At 38.6% G+C, this 16,961-nt stretch carries 17 protein-coding genes and 1 pseudogene; 17 read left to right on the top strand and 1 reads right to left on the bottom strand.

The window, feature by feature from the left end; genetic code table 11:
* Positions 1-27 precede the first annotated feature (27 nt).
* The 6 genes and pseudogenes from ACYQ35_RS04335 to ACYQ35_RS04310 all read left to right on the top strand — a co-directional run bounded on the left by ACYQ35_RS04335 (position 28) and on the right by ACYQ35_RS04310 (position 4,624).
* A complete protein-coding gene (locus ACYQ35_RS04335) occupies positions 28-903 on the top strand; it encodes an ABC transporter ATP-binding protein (RefSeq protein WP_459830644.1) in 876 nt (291 codons plus the stop codon).
* A complete protein-coding gene (locus tag ACYQ35_RS04330) occupies positions 904-2,298 on the top strand; it encodes an ABC transporter permease (RefSeq protein ID WP_459830640.1) in 1,395 nt (464 codons plus the stop codon).
* A complete protein-coding gene (locus tag ACYQ35_RS04325; protein ID WP_040449449.1) occupies positions 2,231-2,890 on the top strand; it encodes a hypothetical protein in 660 nt (219 codons plus the stop codon). The genes ACYQ35_RS04330 and ACYQ35_RS04325 overlap by 68 nt, the downstream gene beginning before the upstream one ends.
* Positions 2,891-2,962: 72 nt before the next feature.
* Positions 2,963-3,541 (top strand): annotated as a pseudogene (gene rsmD, locus ACYQ35_RS04320) (16S rRNA (guanine(966)-N(2))-methyltransferase RsmD); the annotation flags it as partial.
* Positions 3,535-4,011, top strand: coding sequence for a pantetheine-phosphate adenylyltransferase (gene coaD, locus ACYQ35_RS04315; RefSeq protein WP_009757094.1), 477 nt, complete (start codon positions 3,535-3,537; stop codon positions 4,009-4,011). The pseudogene rsmD and the gene coaD, both read left to right, overlap by 7 nt.
* Before the next feature lie 16 nt (positions 4,012-4,027).
* Positions 4,028-4,624 (top strand): hypothetical protein, encoded by a 597-nt coding sequence (locus ACYQ35_RS04310; RefSeq protein WP_009757093.1) that lies wholly within the window; start codon positions 4,028-4,030, stop codon positions 4,622-4,624.
* On the opposite strand, the gene ACYQ35_RS04305 is transcribed toward ACYQ35_RS04310, so the two are convergent.
* The gene (locus ACYQ35_RS04305; protein ID WP_009757092.1) at positions 4,619-5,551 is read right to left on the bottom strand and encodes a nucleoside recognition domain-containing protein; all 933 of its coding nucleotides are present in this window, start codon (positions 5,549-5,551) and stop codon (positions 4,619-4,621) included. The genes ACYQ35_RS04310 and ACYQ35_RS04305 overlap by 6 nt on opposite strands.
* A gap of 112 nt (positions 5,552-5,663) precedes the next feature.
* On the opposite strand from ACYQ35_RS04305, the gene ACYQ35_RS04300 reads away from it, so the two are divergent.
* The 11 genes from ACYQ35_RS04300 (at position 5,664) to hisE (ending at position 16,867) form a co-directional block, all read left to right on the top strand.
* A complete protein-coding gene (locus tag ACYQ35_RS04300) occupies positions 5,664-7,112 on the top strand; it encodes an aminoacyl-histidine dipeptidase (RefSeq protein ID WP_459830631.1) in 1,449 nt (482 codons plus the stop codon).
* Positions 7,113-7,174: 62 nt separating this feature from the next.
* Positions 7,175-8,014, top strand: coding sequence for a M23 family metallopeptidase (locus tag ACYQ35_RS04295; protein ID WP_009757090.1), 840 nt, complete (start codon positions 7,175-7,177; stop codon positions 8,012-8,014).
* A 52-nt stretch (positions 8,015-8,066) separates the two neighbouring features.
* Positions 8,067-9,452 (top strand): RsmF rRNA methyltransferase first C-terminal domain-containing protein, encoded by a 1,386-nt coding sequence (locus tag ACYQ35_RS04290; protein ID WP_009757089.1) that lies wholly within the window; start codon positions 8,067-8,069, stop codon positions 9,450-9,452.
* Entirely contained in the window at positions 9,449-10,153 is a 705-nt protein-coding gene (locus tag ACYQ35_RS04285) for a pseudouridine synthase (protein WP_009757088.1), read from the top strand. The genes ACYQ35_RS04290 and ACYQ35_RS04285 overlap by 4 nt, the downstream gene beginning before the upstream one ends.
* Entirely contained in the window at positions 10,147-10,815 is a 669-nt protein-coding gene (locus tag ACYQ35_RS04280) for an HAD family hydrolase (RefSeq protein WP_459830621.1), read from the top strand. The genes ACYQ35_RS04285 and ACYQ35_RS04280 overlap by 7 nt, the downstream gene beginning before the upstream one ends.
* Positions 10,816-12,714, top strand: a complete 1,899-nt coding sequence (locus ACYQ35_RS04275) for a YgiQ family radical SAM protein (protein ID WP_459830618.1) — start codon at positions 10,816-10,818, stop codon at positions 12,712-12,714.
* Positions 12,715-12,731: 17 nt separating this feature from the next.
* On the top strand, positions 12,732-13,484 hold the full coding sequence (locus ACYQ35_RS04270) for an SDR family NAD(P)-dependent oxidoreductase (protein WP_459830614.1): 753 nt from the start codon (positions 12,732-12,734) through the stop codon (positions 13,482-13,484).
* Positions 13,485-13,502: 18 nt separating this feature from the next.
* Entirely contained in the window at positions 13,503-14,078 is a 576-nt protein-coding gene (locus tag ACYQ35_RS04265; protein WP_009757084.1) for a hypothetical protein, read from the top strand.
* A 15-nt stretch (positions 14,079-14,093) separates the two neighbouring features.
* Positions 14,094-15,056 carry an RluA family pseudouridine synthase gene (locus tag ACYQ35_RS04260; RefSeq protein WP_459830603.1) on the top strand — a complete coding sequence of 321 codons (963 nt, stop codon included), beginning with the start codon at positions 14,094-14,096 and terminating at the stop codon, positions 15,054-15,056.
* Position 15,057: 1 nt separating this feature from the next.
* Entirely contained in the window at positions 15,058-15,624 is a 567-nt protein-coding gene (locus ACYQ35_RS04255) for a Holliday junction resolvase RecU (protein WP_009757082.1), read from the top strand.
* The gene (gene hisE / locus ACYQ35_RS04250; protein WP_459830598.1) at positions 15,614-16,867 is read left to right on the top strand and encodes a phosphoribosyl-ATP diphosphatase; all 1,254 of its coding nucleotides are present in this window, start codon (positions 15,614-15,616) and stop codon (positions 16,865-16,867) included. Before ACYQ35_RS04255 ends, hisE begins: the two co-directional genes overlap by 11 nt.
* Positions 16,868-16,961: the final 94 nt, after the last annotated feature.

The raw sequence follows: 16,961 nt of genomic DNA, 5'->3' as shown, positions 1-16,961 counted from the left end.
CTTTATAATACGAGGAGGTTTTTTATTATGGAAATTAAAATTGAACACTTGAACAAAAATTATGGAAAGCAAAGTGCATTAAAAGATATTTCTTTGCATATCCCTGTGGGCATGTATGGACTGTTAGGCGAAAATGGGGCTGGGAAAACAACACTCATGCGTATATTGGCAACGATGTTAGAACTGTCAACGGGAACGGTAAAAATAAATGGGATTGATATAAAAAACAAGAAAGAAATCCGAAAAATTATTGGTTATCTCCCACAGGAATTCTCGGTATATCCGAATATGAGTGTATATTCTGCGTTAGATTATCTTGGGATTTTGGCAGAACTTCCTAAAAATATTCGCCGGCAACGTATCGATGAACTTTTAAAACAGGTAAATCTGGAACAGGAGAAAAATAAAAAATTTAAAAATTTGTCCGGTGGTATGAAACGCCGCTTTGGTATTGCACAGGCGTTGTTGAATAATCCGAAAATTTTGATTATTGATGAGCCGACTGCGGGACTTGACCCGGAAGAAAGACTGCGTTTCTATAATCTTCTTTCTGAACTGGCTGTGGACAGAATTGTTTTATTATCTACACATATAGCCGGAGATATAGAAGCGACCTGCTCGAAAGTGGCTGTCTTATGTTCCGGTGAAGTTGTTTTTGAAGGACAGATTGAAAAGTTATTACAGTTAGGGAATGAAAAAGTCTATACGACTACGATTATGCAAAATGAGTTAAATAACTTTAAGAAGAAGTACCGTGTTATCAGTATTCATCAAAATGGAACAGATGTATCTTGCCGTTTTTTATCAAGCGCTTCTCCACAAAAAGACTGGGTTTCATGTCAACCTACGATAGAGGACAGTTATATGTATCTCTTATCAAGTTTTAAGCAGGGGGTGGAATAAATGCTGTTTTTTAAAGAAGTGAAAAAAATTTGTTTCAGTTTGGTATATGTGCTGTTTATTGGACTGTTGCTATTTAGCTGGCATGACAATTTTTATGGTGTAACAAGTAAAGAAATATCGGCTTTGCAAGAAAATGATACGTCTATCTCTTCTGAACTGGCAGGTGGTTCGATTTTGAAAAAACCAGAGAAAGAGGCAGAAAGTTATGGAATGAAAAATAAAGAAGTACCGGAAAAAATTATGTGTGGCGGAACAGATATGCTGATTATTGAGTATTTGAAAAATTCCTATGCAACATACCCTTTCACTTATTACAAGGAAGTGGTTTTAAATGAAGATGAACAAAAAGAAATTCTAGATATAATCAAAAAAATAACAGGATTGAATGAACAGCAGATCAATAATCTTCCAGATGATTATTTTCCTGCTGTAAATGGAAATATTATTCACTTTGGAAGTGGCGAGGAACAAAGTAAAAGCGGAACTTTTTCATTTGAAATGGGAAACGATGAAGACATAACGACAAATAATGATTATACGAAACATTTTATAGCACAAGTTTCTTATGAAGAATTTCAAGAACTTATGAAGAAAGCGGAGAATATTATCGGGAGAGGTTCCAATTACTCAATGGAAATGCTGTCGGAGTATTACGGTCTGTCTGAAATGACTTATGAGGAAGCAATGGACGAATATAACAAGACAATTTATGATGATAAGGTATCTGTCGCTTTTGCAAGATTGTTTTGTGACTACCTGACAAGAGATTTAGGGTTATACCCTGTGTTCTTGGCAGTCATCTTCTGGCTAAAGGATAGACGAAACCGTATGAATGAACTGATTGACTGTAAACAGATTGGGACAACAAAACTTGTTACTGTTCGTTTCTTGGCAATGCTTTTTGCTGTCATGTTGCCGATAATTATTTTGAGTTTTGAGTCTTTCATACCGCTAATAAAATTTTCCGCAGATACGGGTATCGCAATAGATATGTTTGCTTTTCTAAAATACATTATATGGTGGCTATTACCGACGGCAATGATTGTTACCTCTTTGGGAATGTTTTTGACGATTTTAACATCTACTCCGATAGCCATTTTAATACAGTTTGCATGGTGGTTTATCGATACCTCTATGACAGCGTTATCGGGGGATACGAAAATATTTACGCTGATGATACGCCATAATTTGTTACGAGGTTCTGAAATCATAAATCAAGACTTTACCTTGATTTGCTTGAACAGAACTCTGTTCGCGATTTTATCTTTCGTATTGGCGGGATTATCTATCGCAATATATAACAGGAAAAGAGGTGGAGAGTTGAATTATGATTACTTCTTACAAAAGCATTTTGGATTTTTTAAGAATAGATTTTCCTCTCGTCTTCAAAAATAGTCTGTTGTTGGGAATTGTATATTTATTTCTTATTCCTGTTATAAGAGGAACTTCAAATTTAGACGCCATTCATTCTGCAGATGTGTTCGGACAATCTTTAGTTTTAACAGGAGCCATTCTTTTGATACCGATAACAAAGTGGGAATTAGAAACAAGTGTTAAAGAAATCGTATGCACAAAAGCATGGTCATATATAAAGAGTGTAAGTATTAGGCTGATATGTGGTTTTCTATTGATTACGGTTATGATTGTTACTTTCGCCTTTATAATGCAATTTAAGAACTGTGTATTCCCGTTTTGGGAGTATGTATCCGTAACAATTTTATATGCCGTTTTTCTGGGGATTTTAGGACTTTGCTTTTCACAGTTTGCGGGCAATGTGATTGTCGGGTATCTGGCAGTTTTAGGTTACTGGTCTCTTTGTCAATTTCGGATAATTTGTGAGGGGGATATGCTGTATATGTTTCCTTTTGTAAAAGGAATTATTGATATGGAGAGAGTGTGGATACTTTTGGGAACAGATATTGTACTGATAAGCAGTTTTCAGGTGATGGCGAAATGGTCGAAAAAGGACTTTTTTTGCCGCAAATAGGGAGTCAATGTTTGACATTTATTGATTAACTAATTATAATAAACGGGAAAAAGATAATTATCTCTTAGAGGAAGGAAATATATGAGAGTTATAGGCGGAAGTGCGAAAAGATTACAATTAAAAACATTGGACGGCTTAGAGACAAGACCGACAACAGATAGAATTAAGGAAACATTGTTTAATATGATTTCTCCGTATCTGTGTGACTGCATGTTTTTGGATTTGTTTAGCGGCAGTGGAGGAATTGGAATCGAGGCATTAAGCAGAGGAGCGAAAGAGGCTGTTTTTGTCGAAAACAATCCGAAAGCCATGCAATATATAAAAGAAAATCTGGCTTTCACGAAGTTGGATAAGAAAGCGGTTACAATGCAGACGGACGTCATAACGGCTCTGAAGAGGTTAGAGGGGACGACACAGTTTGACTATATTTTTATGGATCCGCCATATGCGAAAGGCTTGGAAGAACAGGTTTTAGAATATTTGGCAGAATCAGATTTGGTAAATGAAGATACGGTTATTATTGTAGAGGCTGCAAAGGAAACAGAATTTACCTATTTGGAAAGATTCGGTTTTTACATTATAAAAACGAAAGAATATAAGACAAATAAACACCTGTTTATTGAGAGAGAGCGAGGCGAAGAAGTGTGCTAAGAGCGATTTACCCGGGAAGTTTTGATCCAGTGACTTTGGGACATATGGATATTATTAAGCGTTCCTGTAAAATTGTAGATGAGTTAATTGTGGGAGTGTTGAATAATAACGCAAAAACTCCGTTGTTTTCTGTGGAAGAACGTGTTAAAATGTTGAGAGAAGCAACGAAGGAATTGAAAAATGTAAAAGTAGTAGAGTTTGAAGGTCTTTTGGTTGATTTTGCCAAGGCAATAGATGCAAAGGTTGTCATAAGAGGGCTTCGTGCCATCACTGATTTTGAATATGAATTGCAGATGACACAGACAAATCATAAATTAGAGCCGGACGTAGAAACTTTATTTCTGACGACAAGTATAGAGTATTCCTTTTTAAGTTCCACAACAGTAAAAGAAGTCGCTGCTTTTGGAGGAGATATTACTCAATTTGTTCCGGAAGTAGTTGTAAAAGAAATAGAAGAAAAGATGAAGTAAAAGGAGAGTATAAATTATGAGTAGTCGTATTGAACAAATTATTGAAGAAATCGAAGAGTACATTGACAGTTGTAAGTTTCAGGCATTGTCTACTTCAAAAATCATTGTAAACAAAGAGCAGATTGATGAATTGTTGCGTGAACTTCGCATGAAGACGCCTGATGAGATTAAGCGTTATCAGAAGATTATCGCTAATAAAGATGCGATTTTGGCCGATGCACAGGCGAAAGCACAGAGTATGATTGAAGAAGCTCAGATTCAGACAAATGAACTTGTAAGTGAACATGAGATTATGCAGCAGGCATACGCACAGGCAAATGAAATTGTTATGACTGCAACAGATCAGGCGCAGGAGATTCTTGACAATGCAACAAATGATGCCAACGATATCCGCATCGGTGCAATGCAGTATGCCAACGATATTTTGGCGAATGCAGAAGGAATTATTGCGCATTCATTAGACACATATACAACAAAATATGAAAGCCTGATTAATTCTTTGCGCGAATGTTACGAAGTAGTTCGTACAAACCGTGCAGAATTAGAAGTGCCTGACAAATCAGACAGAGGAATTGAATCTGAGTTTGGAAACGAAAATACAAATACGTTATAAAATAAAGTAAAGATAGACAAGGGAAAGAAGACTGGTTACCATAGCGGTAATCAGTTTTTCTATTGTATAGGAAACAATGGAAAGCCCTGTTCCTTCTAACATGCATTTTGTCTGAGCAATGGAACACAGACCTCCAAAAGAAACGAGAGCCATTACTAAAATGAAAGAAAGAGGAAAAGAATGACATAGCGAAATAATCATCGGAATACCGTTTGTGATTTCAAGTGACGGCAATACAAATGTTGTCCAAAGTGGTGAAGAACACGGAATTTCTCTCAAAAGTGTAATCAATACGGAAAAAAGAATAATGTATCCGCCTACTTTTGTTATCATTTCAAATCCGTTCATAATGGTACTGTCCAATATTTGAAAGTGAAAGTAAAAGTGTGGAGACGTAAGAGCAGAAGAGGAATAGTGTTTTTCCTCTTTTAAGTAGTAAATGCGGAAAAGAAAACTGCACAGTATGGGCGAGAGAAAAAGAATGAGAAGCGAAGGAATAAGCAGATTTTCCTGTTTCAGACTTTTCAGAACCACATAGTTCATAATAAACATGGGGCTTGTATTATTGCAGAAAGAAAGCAAGTACGAGCCTTCTTTTTTGGAGATTTTTCCACTTCGCACTAAATCCGCCGTGACTTTTGCGCCCATAGGGTATCCGCAGAGAAATCCTGTTAAGATAGCAAAAGTTCCGTTAGCACTCACATGAAAAAGAGGGCTTAAGATGGGGGATAGACATTTGGAAAAATAGAACATAGTATTTGTGCGGACGAGAAGGTTCGTAATAATCATAAAAGGAAAAAGTGTAGGAAGAATAATCTGAAACCAGAGAAGGAGTCCTTCACTTGCGCCTGAAAAAGTTTCGTTTGGTTTTACAAGCATAAAAAAGAATATACTGATGAGAGCGAAAGGAAGAAGTTTGCGTTTCATTGAAAATGTCTCCTGTTTTGTACAATATAGAAAAAATATATGATAATACTTGATTTTTTATGTACAATATGCAAGAATGAAATTAGAATTTTTGGCAAGGAAGGGAAAAGAAATGGCATTAGAGAATTTAGAACCAAAAGTAGTATTTCATTATTTTGAAGAACTGACAAAGATTCCACACGGAACCTATAACACAAAAGAGATTAGTGACTATTGTGTAAATTTTGCAAAAGACCTGGGGCTTGAGTATATGCAGGACGAAACCAATAATGTCATTATTAAGAAAGCCGGAACGAAAGGCTACGAGAATGCAGAACCGATTATTATTCAGGGGCATTTAGATATGGTATGTGAGAAAATACCGGGATCAGCACATGATTTTACAAAGGATCCGCTTGATGTTTACGAGGAAGACGGAATGGTTCAGGCAAGAGGAACGACACTGGGAGGAGATGACGGCATTGCGATTGCGTATGCAATGGCTATACTTGTAAGTGATGATTTAGAACACCCTCCTATCGAGGCAGTGTTTACCGTAGATGAAGAAGAAGGAATGGGAGGAGCAAATGCGATTGATTTATCCGTATTGAAAGGGCGCATGCTGCTCAACCTTGATTCTGATGTAGAGGGAACGATTGTAGCAGGCTGCGAAGGCGGTTATGAGAATGTAATCAGGATTCCTATTGAGAGGGAAGAAAAGGAAGGAACGCTGATATCTATCTGCATCGGCGGATTGAAGGGCGGACACTCCGGACTGGAAATTCATGAGCAACATGGCAACTCAAATAAATTAATGGGAAGACTGTTAATGACATTGGCGGCAGAGGACGTAGACTTTTCTCTTGTAGAATTCAACGGTGGTTCAAAACCGAATGTTATCACTTCACTTACTGAGGGTAAGATTATTCTCTGTCCTGAGTTGGTGCAGAAAGCGAAAGAAGTGATTCAGGAATGCGAAGAAGTGATGAAAGAAGAGTTTGGTCAGGACGAACCGGATTTGACTATCACGGTTTCGGAAGAGGCAGGACAGAAAGTAAACGCCATGACGAAAGAAAGTACAAAGAAAACTGTTTTCCTTGTTACGGCAACTCCTGACGGAGTACAGTGTTTCAGCAGAAACATTAAAGGACTTGTGGAAACTTCTCTAAATTTGGGTATTGCAAAGACGGAAGAGAAACAGGTTACTGCTGTTTATCGTGTGAGAAGTGCCGTACAGAGCAAGAAAACCAATATGAAAAAAGTTCTTGCCATGTGGGCAGAATATTTAGGAGGAACATCTTCGGTAGAGGGAGAATATCCGGCATGGGCATACAAAACAGACTCAAAAATTCGTCCGATTGTAGTGGATACATATAAAGAATTATTTGGAAAAGAACCGATAGTAACAACTATTCACGCAGGATTGGAATGTGGATTGTTCGCAGGAAAACTGGAAGGATTGGACTGCGTCTCCATCGGACCGGAGATGCTTAGCATTCACTCTCCAAATGAGAAACTGAGTGTTGCTTCTACACAGCGTACTTGGGAACTTTTGAAAGGTATTTTGAAAAACTGTAAATAGCAGTGAAAAATTTCATATAGGAAACGTATAGAAACATATAGTAATACAAAAAGGAGATTTCCATGCAAAGAAAAATGGGCGGAAATTTACTCCTTCTTGTATTACTATTTTCTTTTTTTATCGTATTGGGAAAACATAAAATCATAAGTCTGAGTCAGATGAACAGGTTAAATGAAAAAACGGTTACTTCTGAAGAATTCAGAAAACAACAGTTAGACAAAGGAGTGTTAAGTGTTCTTGAAAAAGAAGAAAACAAAGGCAAAATAGCGGGGCTGTATTTGTTGGAAAGCAGGTTCTCAGAACAAAACTTCTCCGAAAAAAATAAAAGGAACACATATAAACAATTATATATGAAATGGGCGGTAAATAAAGAATGGACGGAATACCACAAAGTCTGTAAAGCAATCTGGAATGATCTGAAATATTTCCCTGTTCCTAAATCCTCTCAAAATAAAAAACTTACCGTATCCTATGTGGACAGTTGGCAGGCAAAGAGAACATACGGAGGAGAAAGAGGACATGAGGGAACGGATATTATGGCGAAGAAAAATGTGGCGGGAGTGTATCCGGTTGTAAGTATGACGGACGGTATCGTTTCGGAGAAAGGGTGGCTTGAAAAGGGAGGATATCGTATCGGGATTACAGGAAGTTCGGGAGGATATTTTTATTACGCACATTTAGATTCCTACAGTGATTTAAAAGTGGGACAGAAAGTTAAGGCAGGCGAAGTATTGGGTTATATGGGAGATACCGGATACGGAAAAGAGGGGACGAAGGGAAAGTTCCCCGTGCATCTGCATGTGGGAGTTTATTTTTATAAGAACGGAAAAGAGATAAGTGTAAATCCGTATTGGCTTTTGCGCTATTTGGAAAATCACAAATTAAAATATGCTTTCTCCTAGTCAAAGCAAATGAAATTATGTTATACTAGATGCTGATATGAAGGAGGAAAAGATGAATTTACCAACTATATTTGAAGAAAAAATGAAAATGTTATTGGGAGAAGAATTCTCCGATTATATAAAATGTTATGACGAGCCGAGATTTTACGGTTTGCGTGTCAATACAAAGAAAATCAGCGTAGAGAAATTTAAAGAAATCTGTCCGTTTGAAATCAGACCGATTCCCTGGATTGAAAACGGATTTTATTATGACGGAGATAAAGTGCAGCCTGCGAAACACCCTTACTATTTTGCGGGATTATATTATCTTCAAGAGCCGAGTGCGATGACACCTGCCAACAGACTTCCGATAGAGCCGGGAGATAAAGTGCTAGATGTCTGTGCCGCACCGGGCGGAAAGGCAACTGAACTGGGAGCAAAATTAAAAGGACAGGGTGTACTGATTGCCAATGACATAAGTAATTCCAGAGCGAAAGGGCTGTTGAAAAACATTGAAATTTTCGGTGTTGGAAATGTGCTTGTCTTAAGTGAAGAGCCGGGAAAACTGGAAGAATATTTTCCGGAATACTTTGACAAAATTTTAATTGACGCCCCATGCTCGGGAGAGGGAATGTTCCGAAAAGACAAAAAGATGGTGAAGGCGTGGGAAGAACACGGACCGTCATTTTTTGCTAAAATTCAGAGAAGTATCGTTATGCAGGCTGCAAGAATGTTGAAACCGGGAGGAATGATTTTATATTCTACCTGTACTTTTGATGCGGAAGAAAATGAGGGAACAATAGAATATTTATTAAAAGAATGCCCTGAGTTTTTCCTGAAAGATATCGTGCCATATGAAGGGTTTGCGCAAGGGAAACCGGAAGTTACGGAAAGTAAGTTAGAAGATTTCAGAAAAACCGTTCGTATATGGCCGCATAAGATGCACGGGGAAGGGCATTATCTTGCCCTGCTGCAGAAAGGTGAGAGACGGGAAGAAGACGGCGTTGTAAAGAAACAAAAGAAGGCAAAAAAGGTTCCGACGGAGTTAGAAGAGTTTTTCAAAGACGTAACATGGGAAATGGACTGGAGCAGACTCGAAATTCATGGGGAGAGAGTTTACTATATGCCGGAAAATCTTCCGAATGTAAAGGGGATTCGCTTCTTAAGAACCGGCTTATATTTGGGAGATGTGAAAAAGAACCGTTTTGAACCTACGCAGGCATTTGCCATGTGCCTTAAAAAAGAAGAGTATGCCCATACGCTCTCTTTGCCGGCAGACGATGAGAGAGTGATAAAATATTTGAAAGGTGAAACACTGGAAGTAGATGACTTGGTTTCTCCGAAGGAAAAAGGCTGGCAGTTAGTCTGCATTGAAGACTACCCGCTTGGCTGGGGCAAACTTTCTAATGGAACGCTAAAGAATAAATATTTGCCGGGTTGGAGATGGCAGTCAGCATGATGAGATTAGATAAATATTTATGTGAGATGAATGTGGGAAGCCGTTCGGAAGTAAAAAAATATATCCGTCAAGGAAGAATAACCGTGGACGGCAAAACAGCGGTAAAACCGGAAGAAAAAATAGATGAACATTCTCAAAAAGTTTGTGTGGACAGTCGTGTGATAGGGTATGAGGCGTTTGAGTATTATATGCTTTATAAACCGTCCGGGGTTGTCTCAGCGACAACGGATAGAAAAGAAAAAACGGTATTGGATTTAATTGAAGAGAAAAAACGAAAAGATTTATTTCCTGTAGGAAGACTGGATAAGGACACGGAAGGGCTGCTTCTTATTACGAATGACGGAGAGATGGCTCATCGTCTGCTGTCACCGAAAAAGCATGTAGATAAAGTGTATTATGCTAAAATAGACGGGAAAGTGACGGAAAGAGAAGTACAGATATTTTCGGAGGGACTTTCCATCGGAAACGATGAATATGCGAAACCTTCCGCATTGAAAATCTTAAAAGAAGGGAATATTTCAGAAATTGAACTGACAATACAGGAGGGAAAATTTCATCAGGTAAAGCGAATGTTTCACGCTGTGGGAATGGAAGTGATTTATCTGAAAAGGATTTCTATGGGAAATCTTGTGTTGGACGAAAGTCTGAAAAAAGGAGAATATAGACGGTTGACGGAGAAAGAGGTTGAACAGTTATGTTAGAAAATATCAAAGCAGTTATTTTTGATTTGGACGGTTCTCTTGCGGATTCCATGTGGGTATGGACAACAATTGATATGGAATACATTAAAGAGTATCAGTTGGAAGTACCGCCTCATTTCTATACGGATATGGAAGGAAAAAGTTTCACGGAGACGGCACAGTATTTTTTGGAAACTTTTCCATGCCTTCCATTAACTTTGGAAGAACTGAAACAGGATTGGGTAAACAGGGCATATGGTAAATATACGAAAGAAGTAAAATTAAAAGAAGGTGCGCTGGAATTTCTGCAGATGCTGAAAGAAAAGGATATTCGTATGGGAATTGCCACAAGCAACGGAAGACAGTTGGTGGAAGAGTTTTTAAGGGCGAATCACATTGATACCTTTTTTGACACTGTGTGGACATCATGTGATGTGTGCATTGGAAAACCTGCGCCGGACGTCTATCTGAAAGCGGCAGAAAGTTTGCAGACTTCTCCTGAAAACTGCCTTGTGTTTGAAGATGTCCCGATGGGCATTTTGGCAGGAAAAAACGCAGGTATGAAAGTCTGTGCAGTGGAAGATGAATTTTCTAAAGTGCAGGAAAAAAAGAAAAGAGAACTGGCAGATTATTACATACAGAATTATAACGATATTCAAAATAAAACCTACGAGGTACTATAAATGCAACATGGATTTTTACCAATTTCAAAAGAAGAAATGAAACAGAGAGGGTGGGAACAGGTAGACTTTGTCTATGTATCAGGGGACGCCTATGTAGACCACCCGTCTTTTGGGCATGCGATTATTACGCGTGTTTTGGAGGCGCACGGATATAAAGTCGGGATTATTGCCCAGCCGGACTGGAAAAATAAAGAGAGCATTATGGTCTTTGGCGAACCTAGACTTGGCTTTTTAGTTTCCAGCGGAAATATGGATTCAATGGTGAACCATTACACCGTGTCCAAGAAAAGAAGAAAAGCGGACGCATTTACGCCGGACGGAGTTATGGGAAAACGTCCTGACTATGCGGCTGTAGTATACAGCAACCTGATTCGTCAGGTTTATAAGAAAACACCGATAATTCTCGGTGGAATTGAGGCGAGTCTCAGAAGGCTTGCGCATTATGATTATTGGAGCAATAAGTTAAAACGCTCCATTTTGCTTGACTCCGGTGCGGATATTCTCTCATACGGTATGGGAGAGCGCTCCATCGTGGAGATTGCTGAGGCTTTGGACAGCGGTATGGCGGTGTCGGATATTACTTATATTGACGGAACGGTGTGCAAAGTAAAAAGTCTTGACTGCGTCTACGATGCGATTACATTGCAGTCGTATGATGAACTGCAAAAGGACAAGTTAAATTATGCGAGAAGTTTTTATGTACAGTATTGCAACACAGATCCGTTTACAGCCAAGAGGCTTGTAGAACCGTATGGGGAGCATCTCTATATTGTACAGAATCCTCCGTCTAAACCGCTAAGTCAGTCGGAGATGGACAGAGTATACAGTTATCCGTATATGAGGACATATCACCCTTCCTACGAGGAACTGGGAGGTGTTCCGGCGATTGAAGAAGTAAAATATAGTCTGATTAGCAACAGGGGGTGTTTCGGTGCATGCAGTTTCTGTGCATTGACATTCCATCAGGGAAGAATCATTCAGACGAGAAGCCATGAATCTCTTATAGAGGAAGCAAAAAAATTTATTTGGGATAAAGATTTTAAAGGATATATACACGATGTCGGGGGACCTACGGCAAACTTTAGAGCGCCGGCCTGTGAAAAACAGTTGACACACGGTGCGTGCAAAAATAAACAGTGCCTGTTTCCAAAACCGTGTAAAAATATGAGGGTAGACCACAAAGACTATTTGCGTCTGCTCCGTAAATTAAGGGAATTACCGAACGTGAAAAAAGTATTTATCCGTTCAGGTATCCGATTTGACTATTTAATGGCGGATAAAGATGATACCTTTTTTAAGGAATTGTGTGAACATCATGTCAGCGGGCAGTTAAAAGTTGCTCCTGAACATATATCCGATGCGGTCTTACAGAAGATGGGTAAACCGGAAAACAGTGTCTATCAGGCATTTACAAAAAAATATAAACAGATTAATGAGAGAATAGGAAAAAATCAGTTTTTGGTTCCGTATTTGATGTCCTCTCACCCGGGTTCAACGATGAAAGAGGCGGTGGAACTTGCGGAATATTTACGCGATTTAGGATATATGCCTGAGCAGGTGCAGGATTTCTATCCGACTCCGTCGACCATTTCTACATGTATGTACTACACGGGAGTGGATCCGCGCACAATGGAAAAAGTTTATGTGCCGGTAAATCCGCATGAAAAAGCAATGCAGAGAGCGTTAATCCAATATCGGAATCCGAAGAACTATGACCTCGTCTTAGAAGCGTTGAAAGTGGCGGATAGAATGGATTTAGTCGGTTATGATAAAAAATGTCTTATCAGACCAAGACAACAGAAACAGCAGCAATGGGAGAAAACGCATCAGCAGCCGCAGAATAAAAAACCGAGAAAGAAAAAGGCAATTCGAAATGTGCATAAAAAGAAAAATAAATAGAAGGGGAGAATGAAAAGATGAAAATTGCAATGATAACAGGGGCTTCTTCAGGATTTGGAAGAGAATTTGTGAGACAAATTGACAGTTTATATAAGGAACTTGACGAAATCTGGGTGGTTGCTCGAAGAGTCGAAAGACTTCATGAATTACAGAGCAGAACGATGACAAAACTGCGTGTTTTTGGTGGAGATTTGCTTGAAGAAGAAATTTATCAGGAAATTTCAGAAGCGCTTTCTGACGAAAACCCAAATATCAGAATGCTTGTAAATGCAGCGGGCTTTGGAAAGACGGGGACGGTGGAAGAGATTGATGAAAAGACACAGTTGGAGATGATTGACACAAACTGCAGATCTCTTACCCGCATGACAAAAATCTGTCTTCCATATTTGACAAAAGGAAGCCGCGTAGTCAATATCGCTTCGGCGGCAGCGTTTTGCCCACAGCCGTCGTTTGCCGTATACGCGGCAACAAAATCTTATGTGTTGAGTTTCAGCAGGGCGCTGCGGGCAGAACTTGAAGACAGGGAAATTTATGTTACGGCCGTATGTCCGGGACCTGCAAAGACAGAGTTCTTTGACATTGCCGGAATGAGTGCGAACATTTTGAAGAAAATGACGATGGCACAACCTGAGAAAGTGGTAAAACAGGCTCTTATAGATGCGAAAAACAGAAAAGAAATTTCTGTTTATGGCGGAGCAATGAAAGGGGCAAGAGTCTTGACAAAAATAATTCCTCACAAAATTGCTGTAGAGGTAATGAAACAGTTTTAAAAGGCAGGCGAGACGAAGATGAGGATAGCAAAAGGAAAATCCGGTTATATACAGTCGAAGAAAAAATGGGAAATCACAAAAACCTGTCTGGAGTTTGGCATGGTTCTTGCTGTGTTTCTTACCGGATATTTTACGACAAAAACGAGATTAAACCTATTGACGGTGGCAGCGGTTCTCGGCTGCCTTCCGGCTGCAAAAGCGTTGGTAGGGGTTATCATGCTTTTTCCGCATCACAGTATGGAGCGGGAAAAAGTAGAGGAAATTGAGGAAAAAGCGCCTACACTTGTGAAGGCGTATGACATGATTTTGACAAGTTACGAAAAAATTATGCCGATAGACAGTATTGTTATTTTTGAAAATATTGTGTGCGGATATTCGGGAAGCAATAAAATTGATGTGAATGATACCGCATCATATATTAAAAAAATGTTGAGGAATAATCAGTATGACAAAGTGTCCGTAAAGATTTTTACTGACTATAAGACATATATGACAAGGGTAGAGGGTATGGAAAATATGGCTGTAGCGGAAAGAAAATCTTCTCAGGAACATGAAGAAGGAATCAGGAGAACAATATTGAGTTTATCAATGTAAAAGAGAGGAAAAAAGATGCAGGAAATTCAAATTGCAGCAAATGAGGCAGGACAGCGCTTAGATAAATTGTTGGCGAAATATTTAAGTGAAGCCCCAAAAAGTTTTTTATATAAAATGCTCCGCAAAAAAAATATTGTTTTGAATGGAAAAAAAGCGTCGGGAAACGAAAAACTTGTGGCAGGAGACAGTGTAAAACTGTTTCTGTCAGACGAAACCATTCAAAAATTTTCTAGAGAAATTACGGTTTGTAAATCTAATACGAAACTGGATATTCTTTATGAAGATGATGATATTTTGCTTGTCAATAAACCTGCGGGAATGTTGTCTCAAAAGGCGGAGGCGAAAGATATTTCCCTTGTGGAACATCTTATTTCCTATCTGTTGGAGAGCGGACAACTGACGCGGGAGAACCTAAAAAGTTTTAAACCGTCCATATGTAACCGATTGGATAGAAATACAAGCGGTCTTGTTGTGTGTGGCAAAAGTTTAAAGGGACTTCAGACAATGGGGCAGTTATTTAAAGAAAGAACACTAAAAAAATACTATCGCTGTATCGTGGCGGGAAATGTTACGGAAAAGCAATATGTAAAAGGTTATCTCATAAAAGACGAAAAGAAAAATCAAGTGACGGTAAGTGATACATATTTTCCGGAAAGTCAGGAAATAGAAACGGAATACAGACCGATTCAACAACTTAAACAGGGAACTTTGTTGGAAGTACATCTGATTACGGGAAAAACACATCAGATACGAGCACATTTGGCTTCCCAAGGACATGCCATTATAGGAGATTATAAATATGGCAGCAGAGAAATTAATGACAGATACAAAAAAGAATATCAATTATCCCATCAACTTTTACACGCATACAGATTAGAAGTGCCTAAAACAAAAGAATTACCACAACTTTCTGAAAAAATGTTTGTCGCACCTTTGCCAAAACAATTTCAAAAAATAATAGAAGGTGAAAGCAGATAAAATGGGAACTTGGAATTCAAGAGGACTTAGAGGTTCTACGTTAGAAGATTTTATTAATCGAACGAATGAGAAATACTTAGAAAAAGGGCTGGCATTAATACAAAAAATTCCAACACCGATTACACCGGTAAGAATTGATAAAGAACACCGTCACATTACTTTGGCCTACTTTGAGCAGCAAAGTACGGTGGATTATATCGGAGCGGTTCAGGGAATTCCGGTTTGTTTTGATGCAAAAGAATGCAGTGCGGGAACATTTCCGCTGCAAAACATACATGAACATCAGGTTACTTTTATGAAAAACTTTGAAAAACAGGGCGGAATCGCATTTTTGCTGATTTACTACAGTGAGAAAAATATTTTGTATTATATGCGGCTAAAAGAACTGCTGCAATACTGGGAGCGTTCTTTAAACGGTGGGAGAAAAAGTTTTCGATTTGATGAACTGGACAGCGAATTTTTCCTAACCCTTTCTAGTGGTTGTTTTGTACCATATTTGAATGCGATACAAAAAGATTTGGATATGAGAGAAATTGCTGACCGGATAGGAGAAAGGCATGAGTTATAAAAGATTAATTCCATGTATATTCATATATAATGGAAAAGCGGTAAAATGGTTTAACGACAAAGAGATTCTTACGGAAAATGTTGTCGAACTGGCACAGCGCTATAGTAACCAGGGCGCTGATGAATTGCTTGTTTTCGACTTGTCCGACAACGATGAAGAACATACAGAGTCTATAGAGTTAATTCAAAAAATGAACAGAGTCATTCCCATTCCGATGATTGCCGGAGGAAACATAAAACGGCTGGAAGATGTGAAACAGATTTTATATGCGGGTGTAAAACGTGTAATGTTGAATTTTTCCAAACCGGATATGTTTTCGTTGGCACAGGAAGCGGCAAACCGTTTTGGAAAAGAGAAGGTTGCCGTATCCTTAAATGATTTTGACGCATTATTTAAACAGCAGCAATTGATCGAACAGTACAGCAGTGAATTGATTTTCATGCATCGTTTGGATTTGGACTCTGTAATGAATATAACAAATATTCCGTGTATTATCGTGACCGATACGGTTCGGGAAGAGGAATTGTTTAATATACTCAGATGTCCCGGAGTGAAAGGACTTTCGGGAAGATTTGTGAGCAATGTGGAAATGGATTTTTCCCAATTTAAAGATAAATGTGCGGAGAGGGATATCAAAATCACTTCCTTTGAGAGTCTTATGGATTATTCCGAATTCCATACAGATGTAAACGGCATTCTTTCCGTTATTACACAGGATTACAAAACGGGTGAAATCTTATCCGTGCGGAAAATGAATCGGGAAGCATTTGAGACAACCGTAAAGACGGGGAAAATGACTTACTATAACCCGGATTCATGCGGTATGGAAAGCAAATCGAATCAGTACGTAAAATCCATGACAGTTAATGAATCAAGAGATACATTGCTTGCAAAACTTGATTTTAGGGAGAAAACAGCGACTGTTTTCACACAAACTTTAATCGGAAGTGACAAAAGTGAAAAGAATCCTTTACAAATATTTGAGTATGTCTATCAGACTATTTTGGAGAGAAAACAAAATCCGAAAGAAGATTCATATACAACATATTTATTTGACAAAGGAATAGATAAAATTTTAAAGAAAATAGGGGAAGAGGCAACTGAGATTGTCATTGCGGCCAAAAATCCAAGTCAGGACGAATTAAAAGGGGAGTTCATAGACTTCCTGTATCACGCTATGGTGCTTATGGTGGAAAAAGGCGTTACCTGGGAAGAACTTACGGAAGAAATGGCAAAACGGTAAATTCTAAACCGGAACAAAAGGCATATACTTTATTAGGAGTATATGTCTTTTTGTATTGCCGCATATTCGATAAAACGGAAGTAGGAATGGAGGT

This window comes from Faecalimonas hominis (assembly GCF_054660755.1).
Note: the sequence above shows the minus strand (reverse complement) of the source record. Positions and strands in the feature narration are given on the sequence as shown.